Raw genomic sequence first — 12,384 nt, 5'->3', positions numbered from 1 at the left:
GAAACGAACCCGCGCCGATGGTAGTGTGCATCCGCATGCGAGAGTAGGTCACTGCCAGGGCCCTTTACCACAAAACGCCATCCCACTCCGGGATGGCGTTTTGCTTTTGATCTGTCCGAAACATCCCGCCGGAAAGTAAGCGTCCGGCGGAGCCACCAAACGGCGGCGTGCTCGAAAATGCTTTCGCTGGTCGCACCGGTGCCCTGCAGTTCCGCAGCTTCGCGCAGGCTGCTAGCCGATCTGCGGAGCTGGTGGTTGTCTGCGAGCCAGTCGAGCAGTTTCGGCAGGTCCGCGCATAATCGCTGCAGTTTCCGTGATGGCGATTGCTGCGGACGGCCGTCACATGCCGTGCCGGCAGAGCGTAGCTCCATGCGTGGGGAGAGATCCCGCGAAGCTGGTGTTTGCTTTCCGCCGTAATAACGAGGCGCATCGTGACAGCGAGGCGCTACGAATCGCTGTTCGGGCGACGGCGATTGATCGCTGGTCCAGCCGCGCGATACATGGTGCAATCCACGATTCGGAAACCGGCTCCGCCGCAGTTGATCCAGCGATGCAGACCTCGATGTTTCGGCAGTACCTCGAACTCACCAAGCCCCGCGTCGTTGCGCTGATCGTGTTCACCGCGGTCATCGGCATGTTCCTCGCCGTGCCGGGATGGCCGCCGCTCTTGCCCGCGCTGCTTGGCAGCATCGGTATCTGGCTGGCGGCCGGGTCGGCCGCCGCGATCAATCACCTGATCGATCAACGCATCGACCGGCTGATGGTCAGGACCGCGCATCGCCCGCTGGCCGTCGGCGCGCTGACGCCGACTCAGGTACTGGTGTTCGCGGTCGTGCTGGGCAGCATGTCCATGCTGATCCTCATAATCTGGGTCAACGTGCTGACGGCGCTGCTGACCTTCGCATCGCTGATCGGCTATGCCGTCGTCTATACGGCCTATCTCAAGCGCGCGACGCCGCAGAACATCGTGATCGGCGGGGCCGCGGGGGCGGCGCCACCGGTACTGGGCTGGGCGGCCGTGACCGGCGAAGTCCACCCTTACGCACTGCTGCTGTTCCTGATCATTTTCGTCTGGACGCCGCCGCATTTCTGGGCGCTGGCGATCTTCCGTCGAGACGACTACTCGCGGGCTCAGGTACCCATGTTGCCGGTGACCCACGGCGTCGAATACACGCGCTGGCACGTCCTGTACTACACCGTGCTGCTGCTCGTAGTAACAGTGCTGCCGTGGCTGACCGGCATGAGCGGCCTCTTCTATCTCGGCGGCGCGCTCGTGCTCGGCACGGTCTTTCTCTACTACGCCTACGTGCTGCTCGATCCGCCCGATGAGTTCTTCGCGATGAAGGTGTTCAACTACTCCATCGTCTATCTGATGGCGCTGTTCGCGTTCCTGCTCGCCGATCACTATCTGGCCACGCCGACCTTGCCGCGCGGCATTCCGTTCGTTCCGCTCTGAGCGAGGCAAACGAAAACGCCCGGAACGGGATGTCGTTCCAGGCGCTCAGCTTTGCGACGTCGATTCCCGCTTCAGTCCAGCGCGTAGCCGAACTGCTGGCGGAACTGGTCGGAGAATTCTTCGTAGGTGAAGCGCTGGTTCTGCGTGCCCGGGTGTTCGACCTTGAGCGCGCCCATCAGAGAGGCCATGCGACCGACCGTGCCGAGGTCCATGTCGCGCATCAGGCCGAAGATCAGGCCGGCGCGATAGGCGTCGCCGCAACCGGTCGGATCGGACACTCGGCGCTCATGCGCCGGCGGGATCTCGATCGTTTCCTTGCTCGTGTGGATCACCGAGCCCTTGGGGCCGCGCGTCACGATGTAGGCCTTCACGCGCTCGGCGATCTGTGCTTCGGTCCAGCCGGTGTTCCGCTGCAGCAGCTGCGACTCGTAGTCGTTGACCGTGACGTACTGCGCCTTGTCGATGAACGAGCGGAACTCGTCGCCGTTGAACAGCGGCATCGCCTGGCCCGGATCGAAGATGAAGGGGATGTTGCGCTCGGCGAATTCCTCGGCATTCTGCAGCATCGCCTCGCGGCCGTCGGGACCGACGATGCCGAACGTGATGCCTTCGACGTCGCGCACGTGGTTCTCGTACGAGCGCATCATCGCGCCAGGATGGAAGGCCGTGATCTGGTTGTCGTCGAGGTCGGTCGTGATGAACGCCTGCGCCGTGTAGAGATCCTCGATGACCTTGACCTGGTCGAGGCGGATGCCGCAGCGCACGAAATGCTCGTGGTACGGACCGAAATCCTGGCCGACCGTCGCCATCGGCACCGGATCGTCACCGAGCAGTTTGAGGTTGTAGGCGATATTGCCGGCGACCCCGCCGAACTCCTTGCGCATGCGCGGGACCAGGAAGGCGACGTTCAAGATGTGCACCTTGTCCGGCAGGATGTGGTTCTTGAACTGGTCCTGGAACACCATGATGGTGTCGTACGCAAGCGAGCCGCAGATCAATGCAGACATTGGAGCCGGAATCCTGGTTAACGGTGGGAGGGCCGCACGTGGACACGAGCGGACGCCCATTGTCGCAGATTCAGGCAGGACGACCTAGAAGCCGCCGCCGGCGTCGAGGTACGCCTGTTCCTCGGGCGTGGTGGTCCGGCCGAGGACGCGATTGCGATGGGGAAAACGGCCGTAGCGGCGGATCACGTCGCAGTGCCGCCGGGCGTAGTCGAGGTAGCTCAAGTAGGCGGCGGCCGGCTGTGCCTGCGGATCCGCTGCCAGCGCTTCGAACAGTGCGATGCAGCGCTGCTGCAGGGCGATGTCCTCCGCATGCTCGAGCGGCAGATAGGCGAATGCGCGGTAGCGCGGAGCCAGCACCCGGTCGTCGCCGCGGGCGATGCCGCCGAGCGCGAACCGTTGTGCCTTCCGGTCGCCGGCGAAGGCCGCAGCGGAATTCCGATGGAGGTTGCGCGGAAACTGGTCGAGCAGCAGGAGCAGGGCCAGCCACGAAGCAGGCCTTGTGGTCCAGGCGTCGAGTTCCCCGGCCAGCGCCGCGTCGACCTGTCCGCCGAATCGCTCGCGGATTTCCGCATCGAACGCGTCGTCGCGGCGAAACCAGCGCAGGGCCAGTCGTTCGTGTTCCGCGGCGGACACCTCGTCACCGCCGAACCAGAAGTCGAGAATCGCGGTGGCGTCCTGCATCGACGTCCCTGTGCAATGAGAAGCGCCCGGCCGATCGCCTGGCCGGGCGCAATGAACGGCTATCCTGCGCCGTGCCGATCTCCCTGGCAACAAGCCTTCATGGCTTGCAGATGGCGGCACTTACTTGCGCAGCTTCAGCGCGCGCGTATCGACGTCGGTCACGCCCTTGACGTTCTTGGCGATCGTGACGGCCTTGTCGATGGCGGCCTGGTTGTCGAGCACGCCGGCCAGGGTGACGACGCCGTTGACCGTCGACACGTTGATGTCGCTGCCTTTCACGGCGCTGTCGGCGAGCAGTTCGGTCTTCACCTTGGTGGTGATCCAGGTGTCGCCTACCGGCTGATCCGACTCGTGAGAGTTCGGCTTGTTCTCGTTCGCCTTCATCGGCTCGGCCGCCATGGCGATCACCGCGGTGGCGCTCAGCAGCAGTACGGCAACGGTCTTCTGGATGGTCGGAAAGCGCATGGTCGGTCTCCTCAGGGTGGGATATGGCCGACGACTGGCTGTCGGTCGGCGCTGAGCAGACGACATCACGCTCCATGCCAAGCGGAAATCTCTGTTGGATCAAAAGGTTGAATCGGCGAGTCGGCAGCGAATTGCACGGTTTGCGCAGCTCGCCATGCAAGCCGCAAGGCAAAATCCGGCTACCACAGGGTCCGCTGCGGCAGCAGGCCGTGCAGTTCCGCCGGCGTCAGATTGCGCCATTGGCCCAGCTTCAGATTGCCGAGCCGGATGTTGACGATGCGCACGCGCTGCAGCTGCTTCACGCGGTAGCCGAAAGCCGCCGCCATCAGGCGGATCTGCCGGTTCAGTCCCTGCGTGAGAATGATGCGGAATCCAAATTTACCCAATTTATAAACCTTGCACGGCTTGGTCATCTGGCCGTGGATGCGCACGCCGCGAGCCATGCCGACGAGGAATTCCTCGGTCACCGGCTTGTTGACCGCAACGAGGTATTCCTTCTCGTGGCGGTTCTCCGAGCGCAGGATCTCGTTGACGATGTCGCCGTTGTTGGTCAGCAGGATCAGCCCTTCGGAGTCCTTGTCGAGCCGGCCGATCGGAAAGATGCGCTCGCGGTGATCGACGAAGTCGACGATGTTGTCCTTGACGCCGGACTCGGTCGTGCAGGTGATGCCGACCGGCTTGTTCAGCGCGATGTAGACCGACTTGGCGCCGCCGCGCTGGTTCTTGAGCTTGAGCGGACTGCCGTCGACCAGCACTTCCGCGCCGGCTTCGACGACGGCGCCGACGGCTGCCTTGCGGCCGCCCACCGTGACGCGGCCGCTTTCGATGAGTTCGTCGGCTTCGCGCCGCGAGCAAAGGCCGGTGTCGCTGATGTACTTGTTGAGGCGCATGATACGTTGCGGCGGATGACAGGCGCGAATGCTGGCACAGGCCGCACGGCGCGGCCAGCCGGCCGCATCGCGCGACGCGCCCGACACCCGGCCGCGGTCGCCGCGAAACGCGCGCCGCGCCCTTGCCGTCGACCACGGTGATGTTAGTCTTGCCTGCACCGCATTCCGCGCGAGCCGCACATGGCGAATCCCACTGTGGTCAACTCCGTCAACGCACCGAGCGCGTCGCAGATTGCGCTGGAGCTGGCTGCGGCCATCATCTCCTCGGGCCGCTACCCCATCGAAGGCGCGCGTCCCGACATGGCCGCCCAGGATGCGCTGACCTTGTACGAAGTCATCCTCGTCCGCCTCAAGGAACGGGTCGCGCGACGCCACGAAGCCGATGCCGCGCCGACCGAAATCCCGACCGCCTGAGCAGGTGCCCGAACCGCCGGCCGCGAACGGGCCGGACTACGTCCAGAGTTTCGCGCCGCGCATCGGCCGCCGCTGTCGCGTGCTGATCCTGGGCTCCATGCCCGGCGCGCGATCGCTGGCCGCCGGCCAGTACTACGCCCATCCGCAGAACCAGTTCTGGCCGACCATGCAGGCCGTGTTCGGCGTCGGCGCCGACTTGCCGTACGAACAGCGGGTCGCGCGGCTGCTGGCCAGCGGCGTCGGCCTCTGGGACGTGCTGCGCGGCTGCGAACGTCGAGGCAGCCTCGACAGCGCGATCACCGTCGAGACGGAAGTGCCGAATGCGATCCCCGAACTGCTGGCGCAGCGGCACGACATCGCCGTGATCGCCTTCAACGGCGCGAAGGCGGCGCAGGCGTTCCGGCGCCATGTCGCCGCACAGATCGCGCCGCAGCGCCTGGACAGGCTGAACCTGCATGCGCTGCCGTCGACGAGTCCGGCGCATGCCTCCATGAGCCGCGACGAAAAGTTGCGGCGCTGGTCGATACTCGCCGCGGCCGCCGCCTGAGGGCGCCATCGCGCCGCAGCGCTTTGCTATCTTAGGCCGTTGCCTGTTCGCGAGTGCTCGCCCATGCCCCTGCTGCGTCCGATCCTGCCGTTGTCGATGCTGTTGCTGTTGAGCGCCTGCGGGCCGGGCGCGCCGCCGCCGCCCGCTCCGACGCCGGCCCAGATACAGGCGGCGCAGGCTGCCGAAAAGCTCAAGATGTACGAGCAGCTGCGCGCCGGCGACAAGATCGATCTCGCGGCCGAGATCGGCAACGACATCGTCACGCGTTTCGCCGGCACGCCGGCGGCGGCCGAAGTCGCCAAGACCCTGCCCGAACTGCAGCAGCGCGCCAGGGCCGGCGCCGAGGCGCGCCGCCTCGAGCGCCTGTGGACCTACCAGGAAACGCCCGACGGCAAGGGCAAGCAGTATCACGCGTCGATCTATGCGAAGGGCGGGTCGACCACCGAAGGGCCGCAGCGCGTGACCCTGTTCATCCGCAACCACCCGGAATGGGGCCAGAGCACCTACCTGATGCGCGACGAGGGCGGCTTCGTCTGCGCGCGCGACTGCGCGCTGACGCTGCGCTTCGACGACGGCAAGCCGGAGCGCTGGGCCGCCACGATTCCGCCGACCGGCGAACCGGCCATCTTCATCGACAAGAACGAGGCGCTGATCGCGCGCCTGCTCAAGTCCAAACAGCTGAGCATCGACACCGAGTGGAAGGACCAGGGCAAGAAGACCCTGGAGTTCGAGGTCGGCGGACTGCAGGCGGCCAAGCTGCCGGCGGCGAAAAAGAAATGAGCGCGACCGTTCCGTTCCTCGATCTGAAAGCCGCCTATCTCGAGCTCAAGCCCGAGATCGACGCGGCTGTCGCGGGCGTGCTCGCCAGCGGCTGGTACATCCTCGGCGAAGAAGTCGAAGCCTTCGAGACCGAGTTCGCGAGCTATTGCGGCAGCCGCCACTGCGTGGGCCTGGCGAACGGCCTCGACGCGCTGCATCTCGCCTTGCGCGCGCTCGATATCGGACCCGGCGACGAAGTCATCGTGCCGTCGAACACCTATATCGCGACCTGGCTCGCAGTCAGCCAATGCGGCGCGACGCCGGTGCCGGTTGAGCCCGACCCGCAGACTCACAACATCGATCCGGCGCGCATCGAGGCCGCAGTGACGCCGCGTACGCGCGCCGTGATGCCGGTCCATCTCTACGGCCAGCCGGCCGATCTGGATCCCATCCTGGTCGTTGCGCGCCGCCACGGCCTGCGCGTGATCGAGGATGCGGCCCAGGCGCACGGCGCGCGCTATCGCGGCCGGCGCATCGGCGCGCACGGCGACGTCGTGGTCTGGAGCTTCTATCCGGGCAAGAACCTCGGCGCATTCGGCGATGCCGGCGCGGCGACCACCGACGACGCGGCCATCGCCGAACGGCTGCGCGTGCTGCGCAACTACGGTTCGCGCGTGAAGTACGTCAACGACGAAGCCGGCTGGAACAGCCGGCTCGATCCGCTCCAGGCCGCGGCCCTGCGCGTGAAGCTACGCCATCTCGACGCGTGGAATGCGCGTCGCCGTGCGCTGGCTGCCGCGTACGACACGGCGCTGGCCGATCTGCCGCTGCAGCGGCCGCAGGTGCCCGACGGGATCGAGCCGGTGTGGCATCTGTACGTGGTCCAGCTCGAGCGGCGCGAGACGGTACAGCGCGTGCTGGCCGAACGCGGCATCGGCAGCCTGATCCACTATCCGATTCCGCCGCATCGGCAGCAGGCCTATGCCGCGGCCGGCATCGCCGCCGGCAGCCTGCCGCTGGCCGAGCGCCTGGCCGATCGCGTGCTGAGCCTGCCGATCGGGCCTCAGCTGGCCCCCGAGGCAGTCGCCCAGGTCGCCGATGCGTTGCGCGCGGCCCTGGCCAGCTGAGCCGCCGCCCCGCCGCGAAATCAGTCGGCAGCGATCGCGCGGGCGTCGAGCGTCGCGTCCAGGCGCGTGGCGTCGAAGCCTTTGATGACCTGATCGCCTATCACGATCAGCGGAGTGCCGACGCCACCCTTGGCATCGAATTCCCGTTTGGCGTCGACGGATGCGACGATGTCGCGTTCCTGCCATGACACGCCCCGTCGCGTCAGATGCTCGCGTGCTTTCTCGCAATAGCCGCATTGCGGCATGACATAGAGCGTCACCGGAGCGGGTTGGCCTGCCTTGGTGTTGCCTGCCGACCCGGCGCCGGCCACCGTCGTATTCAGAGCCAGCATGGCAGCGCAGAACAGCATTCCCGACCACGAGCGTTTCATCGGACTCTCCCCATAGCACCGTAGTGATGCGGTTTCTGCGATGCGCGTGGGCGTGCGGAGTTCCGCCGCGTCCGCGCCGCGGCCGATCGCCGCGCTCAGGCGTTGCGGCGGCGCGCCGATCCGTGGCGTCGTGGGTCGGATGTTCCCGGAAACGCTTCAGCGCGCGCTTTCGCCGACCGGCTGGACCGTCGGTTCGACGCGGATGCGCTCGCCCGGGTCGTAGTCCATCCGCGTGGTGTAGTCGCGGCCCTTGTAGTTGTAGGTCACGTCGTAGCCGACGACGCGGTCGCTGACGTCGGTGACCTCGCGGCAGCGCGTTTCGGTCGATGCGACGACGCGGCCGCCGCGGTGGTTCTTGTCCATTTCGTGGCCGACCACGCCGCCGGCGACCGCGCCGGCGACGGTGGCCGCCTTGCGGCCGTCGCCGCGGCCGACCTGATTGCCGAGCGCTCCGCCGACGACGGCCCCGAGCAATGTGCCGCCGACATTGCCGTCGCGCTCCGGCAGGCGCTTGTTGACCGTGACCTGTTCGCAGTCCTTTCGCGGCGTGCGTACCTGTTCCATGACCGGGCTGACGCGGCGCACGTCCGCATACGATTCGGCATCGCGTGCGGCTTCGGCGGCGCGGTCGGAGGCCTCGGCATCGGCGGCGGACGAGGCGCTGTAGCGCTGCGCGACGGCCATGCCGCCGACGGCGATGACGATGCCCGCGGCGGCGCCCAACAGCAGCTTGCTGTCCATGATGATTTCTCCTGGCTGGGGACCCGTCGGATTGAAGTGCAGGACAACTGAACCGCGGCGGCACCGCGGCGCGGAATGCCAAGCCGGTCAATTTCCGGGTTCAGCATCGGGCCGGACTTGGCTAGTCTTGCATCGGCCGTCGCGTCCGCCAGACCGTGCCCTGCCGCATCGCGAACAGGCAAACGGCGTAAAGCGCGCGCAATCGATCTGCCGGCATACTGCAGGTCCGTCCAGGGGGTTGTATGAAGTACCTAGCAGTGCTCGCGTGCCTGTTGCTGAGCTTCACCGCCGCGGCGCAGAGCGCGCGCTTCGGTTCGCGCATGGTCTCGGTCGGCGACACCGCCGATCACGTTCGCGAAGTGGCCGGGGCGCCGGACAGCATCGCCTCCGAGCCGACCGATTCCGGCCCGCGCGAGGAATGGACCTATCGCCGCCGCGGCCGCCTGATCCAGCTCTGGATCGCCGGCGGCAAGGTCGTACACATCTCCGATCGCAAGGACGAGGGCGGGAATTAGCCGGTCCTTGCGCAGACCTCTTTCAGATCTTAGCGGCGCCGTCCGCCGGCGGCTCGATGCGGATCGCGCAGCGCACGGAATTGGCGATGAAGCAGCGCTCGTGGGCCGCCGCGTGCAGCTCCTGCACGCGCTGCGCCGACGGCGCCGCGGCCGCGAACGTCAGCCGCGGACGCAATGTCACTTCGGCGATCGCGAGCCGGCCGTCGACGCGGCGCATCAGGCCGACCGCCCGGTCTTCGTAGGTATCGACGCAGACGCCCGCCGCCGCGGCCAGCGACAGGAACCAGAGCATGTGGCAGCTCGCGATCGCCGCGACGAAGGCTTCCTCGGGATCGACCGCGGACGCGTCGGTCAACGCCGGCGCGACGACGCTCGGCGAAGCGGCCGCGGCGACTTGGGCGCCGCCGTCGAAATCCCAGCGGTGCGCGCGGGAATAGCGCTGGTCGGTGAAGGCGGCGCCGTTGCGCTGCCAGTGGATGCGCGCCTCGTGTTCGCTCATGGGTCGCTCCGGCGCCGGGCTACTGGAACGGTCCGAGGCGCAGATGGATGGTCGCGAGGTAGATCTCGCGCAGGAATACCAGCAGCCCGCCGATCAGGCAGATCAGTCCGAGCACGAACAGCGCGGCGGCCGGCAGGCTGACGTCGATCGCATACAGCGCGCCGCCGAACAGCACGACGATGACGCTGGCCACGAGCAGCGCGCAGGCGGTCACGAGGCTGATGGACCAGTTCATCAGCCGCGCGCGGCGCGAGAGCTTGCGCAGCTCGTCGAGCAGTTCCGGATGGCGTTCGGCCGACAGGTGCTCGAGCTTGTCCTCCTGGCGGCGCGCGCGGTCGACGACGCGTGCGAGGCGGCTCGTCAGCACGCTGAGCAGCGCGCCGACGCCGGTCAGCAGGAAGACCGGCGCGACCGAGAGCTGGATGACGTGGGCGATGTCGGTGACGGGAAAGGGCTGCGCCATGGTGGACTGGGGAAGCGGATGGTTAGGAAAGGGGAGGGACTGCCGGCGGCAGGGATCTGCGAGTCGCCGCCGTCGTGCGGTCCGTCGCGGCCGTCGATCGCTGCGACACGGTTCGTTCCCGGCGTGGCGGTTTTCTCAGTGCGCGACGAGCAGCGCGCGGTCGGCGTTCTGGAACAGATGGCGCGTGACGCCGCCGACGATGAGTTCGGTCAGCCGCGAATGTCCCCAGGCGCCCATGACGAACAGATCCGCTCCCGTGGCGCGTGCGGCGGCCAGCAGGCTCGCGCCGCGATCGTCCGACGCCGTGGACGGCCGGAAGTCCGCGTCGACTGCGTGCGCGGCAAGATAGCGGCGCAGGTCGAAGCCGGGCAGATGCAGCAGGCCGCCGTTGCCGCCGCGGCTTTCGCCGTCGAGCACGATGACCGAATCGGCGCGGCGCAGTATCGGCAGCGCGCCGTGCACGGCGCGGATCGCTTCGCGCGAGCCGTTCCAGAGCACCGTGACCACGCGGCCGAGCTCGCCGACCTCGGCGCTTTCGGGAACCACGAGCAGCGGCGCGCCGGCCGCGAACGCGCTGCGCGACACGAGGCCCCAGCCCAGCGGCGCGTCGGGCTGCTGCTGCGGCCGTTCGATGACGATCAGATCGTTCCAGCGCGCCGCATAGGCGATCGCGTCGAGCGCGTCGGCCTGAGCGACGAGCCAGTCGCCGCGGGCACCGGCGGCGGCGAGCTTCTCCTGCCACCAGCCGTCGGCGACGCCGGCTTCGCGGAAATGCCGGTCGGACTCGTGCACGAGCACGGCGACGGTTTCCGGCGAAGTGAAGGCGGCCGGCGGAATCGGCGCGACATAGAGACCGTGCAGCACGACGTCGAGGCGCCGGCTCAGCGCCAGCGCGGCGCGCAGGGCCGGCGGATCGCCGCTGTACTGACGCAGATGGACGAGTACGTCGAGGGCGCTCATGACGCGATCTCCATAGCCAGCTGGAGCTTTAGCTTACGCGCGCGGCACCGCGATGTGCGACTGCAGCCCAGGCCGTCATCGCCGTTTGACGCGGTTTGGGCGCATCATAGGGCGGCTTCGATGGCATGGAGAAGGCTCATGAAGAAGACGACGGGTGTACTGGCTGCGGTCGCGTTGCTGTTCGGTCTGCAGGGAGCCGCGGCCGCGGCGATCGATTGCGAAATGGATTTCAGCATGTCCGGGTGGTCGGCGTTCTACAAGACCGCCAGCGGCAGCGGCACGATACGCTGCAACAACGGCCAGAGCCTCAAGGTCAAGATCCGCACCAAGGGCGGCGGCATCACGTTCGGCAAGCAGCGCATCGAAAACGGCCGCGGCAAGTTCTCCGAGGTCAACAGCATCAAGGACCTGCTCGGCACCTACGCCGCCGGCGGCGCGCATGCCGGCGCGGTGAAGTCCTCGGCCGCGAGCGTCGTGACCAAGGGCGACGTCTCGCTGGCGCTGGCCGGCACCGGCGAAGGCGTCGACATCGGCATCGATTTCGGCAAGTTCGTCATCAGCACGCGTTGAACCGGAGACCCGCAGCCACGGCTGCGAGTCTCCATGCTCGTGAAACCGGAATGCAGCGGCGCGCGCCGCGGCGAAATGTCGGGCCGATGTCATGGCCGCGATGCCGCAGCGGCGCAGCTGAACGCTGCGCGTCATCTGCGTGACGCATGCACGCGCTAGTCTCTGCGCGTTGTGGTAGCGCGTGCGACTCCGCCATGAACCAGCCTTCGCCGACCATCGCGGCCGACACCGCGACGCACAGCCGCGACGCGGCGCTCGCTGCGCTGGTGCTGCCGGTGACGCCGCTGACGCCGCAATGCAGCGTGACCGAAGCCGGCGAGCGTTTTCTCGACAAGGCGAATGCGGCGCTGCTGTCGCTGCCGGTCGTGGACGGCAACGGCCGCCTGCTCGGCTGCATCACGCGGCACGAGCTCATGCTGCGCGTCTACATGGCGCCGTACGGCCGCGAGCTGCATGGCCGCCGGCCGGTCACGAGCCTGTTCGACGCGCAGCCGCTGACCCTGCGCATCGACAGCAGCATCGAGGCCGCAGGCCAGCTGATCGGCCGTCACCTGCGCCGGCCGATCACCGAAGACTTCGTCGTGCTCGACCTGCACGGCCGCTATGCCGGCATGGGCGTCGTGCTCGACGTGCTGCGCGCGCTGGAGACCCAGGTCGGCCAGCACGCGCAGGAACTGGAATCGGCCTATCGCCGGCTCAAGGCTTCGCAGCACCGGCTCGTGCAGTCGGAGAAGCTCGCGACCCTGGGCCAGCTCGTCGCCGGCCTCGCGCATGAAATCAACACGCCGCTCGGCTATGTGCAGAACAACCTGAGCATGACGCGCGACCTGCTGCCCGGCGCGGCCGAGCTCGCGAACGCCGCCGCGGCGCTGCTCGACGCGACCGTCGACGGCGACGCGGCCGACTGGCAGCAGCGCGC

17 protein-coding genes are annotated in these 12,384 nt (G+C 67.7%); 8 read left to right on the top strand and 9 right to left on the bottom strand.

Translation table 11 applies throughout. From position 1 onward, the window contains the following. Positions 1-316 precede the first annotated feature (316 nt). On the top strand, positions 317-1,456 hold the full coding sequence (locus tag NON22_RS12790) for a heme o synthase (RefSeq protein WP_306673800.1): 1,140 nt from the start codon (positions 317-319) through the stop codon (positions 1,454-1,456). 71 nt (positions 1,457-1,527) lie between these two features. On the opposite strand, the gene NON22_RS12785 is transcribed toward NON22_RS12790, so the two are convergent. From NON22_RS12785 to rluF, 4 genes are all read right to left on the bottom strand, one after another. Further along, complete coding sequence (locus NON22_RS12785; protein ID WP_257387327.1) at positions 1,528-2,463, bottom strand: carbohydrate kinase family protein; 936 nt, start codon at positions 2,461-2,463, stop codon at positions 1,528-1,530. 84 nt (positions 2,464-2,547) lie between these two features. Continuing rightward, on the bottom strand, positions 2,548-3,144 hold the full coding sequence (locus NON22_RS12780; RefSeq protein WP_257387326.1) for a DUF924 family protein: 597 nt from the start codon (positions 3,142-3,144) through the stop codon (positions 2,548-2,550). A gap of 120 nt (positions 3,145-3,264) precedes the next feature. Next, positions 3,265-3,609 (bottom strand): BON domain-containing protein, encoded by a 345-nt coding sequence (locus tag NON22_RS12775; protein ID WP_257387325.1) that lies wholly within the window; start codon positions 3,607-3,609, stop codon positions 3,265-3,267. Positions 3,610-3,788: 179 nt separating this feature from the next. Continuing rightward, a complete protein-coding gene (gene rluF, locus NON22_RS12770) occupies positions 3,789-4,499 on the bottom strand; it encodes a 23S rRNA pseudouridine(2604) synthase RluF (protein WP_257387324.1) in 711 nt (236 codons plus the stop codon). 180 nt (positions 4,500-4,679) lie between these two features. Here rluF and NON22_RS12765 point away from each other — a divergent pair, with 180 nt between their 5' ends. The 4 genes from NON22_RS12765 (at position 4,680) to NON22_RS12750 (ending at position 7,346) form a co-directional block, all read left to right on the top strand. Beyond that, complete coding sequence (locus NON22_RS12765; RefSeq protein WP_257387323.1) at positions 4,680-4,913, top strand: hypothetical protein; 234 nt, start codon at positions 4,680-4,682, stop codon at positions 4,911-4,913. A gap of 4 nt (positions 4,914-4,917) precedes the next feature. Beyond that, entirely contained in the window at positions 4,918-5,460 is a 543-nt protein-coding gene (locus tag NON22_RS12760; RefSeq protein WP_257387322.1) for a DNA-deoxyinosine glycosylase, read from the top strand. A 63-nt stretch (positions 5,461-5,523) separates the two neighbouring features. Beyond that, positions 5,524-6,240 carry a hypothetical protein gene (locus NON22_RS12755; RefSeq protein WP_257387321.1) on the top strand — a complete coding sequence of 239 codons (717 nt, stop codon included), beginning with the start codon at positions 5,524-5,526 and terminating at the stop codon, positions 6,238-6,240. Beyond that, positions 6,237-7,346, top strand: a complete 1,110-nt coding sequence (locus tag NON22_RS12750) for a DegT/DnrJ/EryC1/StrS family aminotransferase (RefSeq protein WP_257387320.1) — start codon at positions 6,237-6,239, stop codon at positions 7,344-7,346. Before NON22_RS12755 ends, NON22_RS12750 begins: the two co-directional genes overlap by 4 nt. A 20-nt stretch (positions 7,347-7,366) precedes the next feature. On the opposite strand, the gene NON22_RS12745 is transcribed toward NON22_RS12750, so the two are convergent. Further along, positions 7,367-7,717: a glutaredoxin family protein gene (locus tag NON22_RS12745; protein ID WP_257387319.1), complete on the bottom strand. Its 351-nt coding sequence runs from the start codon at positions 7,715-7,717 to the stop codon at positions 7,367-7,369. Between the two features lie 156 nt (positions 7,718-7,873). Next, complete coding sequence (locus NON22_RS12740) at positions 7,874-8,458, bottom strand: glycine zipper 2TM domain-containing protein (protein ID WP_425507975.1); 585 nt, start codon at positions 8,456-8,458, stop codon at positions 7,874-7,876. Between the two features lie 242 nt (positions 8,459-8,700). On the opposite strand from NON22_RS12740, the gene NON22_RS12735 reads away from it, so the two are divergent. Further along, on the top strand, positions 8,701-8,973 hold the full coding sequence (locus tag NON22_RS12735) for a hypothetical protein (protein WP_257387318.1): 273 nt from the start codon (positions 8,701-8,703) through the stop codon (positions 8,971-8,973). 22 nt (positions 8,974-8,995) lie between these two features. Here NON22_RS12735 and NON22_RS12730 read toward each other — a convergent pair whose 3' ends face one another. The 3 genes from NON22_RS12730 to NON22_RS12720 all read right to left on the bottom strand — a co-directional run bounded on the left by NON22_RS12730 (position 8,996) and on the right by NON22_RS12720 (position 10,895). Continuing rightward, entirely contained in the window at positions 8,996-9,472 is a 477-nt protein-coding gene (locus tag NON22_RS12730) for an OsmC family protein (RefSeq protein ID WP_257387317.1), read from the bottom strand. Positions 9,473-9,491: 19 nt separating this feature from the next. Beyond that, on the bottom strand, positions 9,492-9,935 hold the full coding sequence (locus tag NON22_RS12725; RefSeq protein ID WP_257387316.1) for a DUF2721 domain-containing protein: 444 nt from the start codon (positions 9,933-9,935) through the stop codon (positions 9,492-9,494). Between the two features lie 135 nt (positions 9,936-10,070). Beyond that, entirely contained in the window at positions 10,071-10,895 is an 825-nt protein-coding gene (locus NON22_RS12720; RefSeq protein WP_257387315.1) for a universal stress protein, read from the bottom strand. A gap of 138 nt (positions 10,896-11,033) precedes the next feature. Here NON22_RS12720 and NON22_RS12715 point away from each other — a divergent pair, with 138 nt between their 5' ends. Both NON22_RS12715 and NON22_RS24835 read left to right on the top strand, forming a co-directional pair. Next, positions 11,034-11,465 carry a hypothetical protein gene (locus tag NON22_RS12715; protein WP_257387314.1) on the top strand — a complete coding sequence of 144 codons (432 nt, stop codon included), beginning with the start codon at positions 11,034-11,036 and terminating at the stop codon, positions 11,463-11,465. Between the two features lie 194 nt (positions 11,466-11,659). After that, on the top strand, positions 11,660-12,384 hold a 725-nt coding region (locus tag NON22_RS24835; RefSeq protein ID WP_306673798.1), incomplete at its 3' end, for a CBS domain-containing protein.

Source organism: Tahibacter caeni (assembly GCF_024609805.1).
GTDB classification, from domain to species: domain Bacteria; phylum Pseudomonadota; class Gammaproteobacteria; order Xanthomonadales; family Rhodanobacteraceae; genus Tahibacter; species Tahibacter caeni.
Note: the sequence above shows the minus strand (reverse complement) of the source record. Positions and strands in the feature narration are given on the sequence as shown.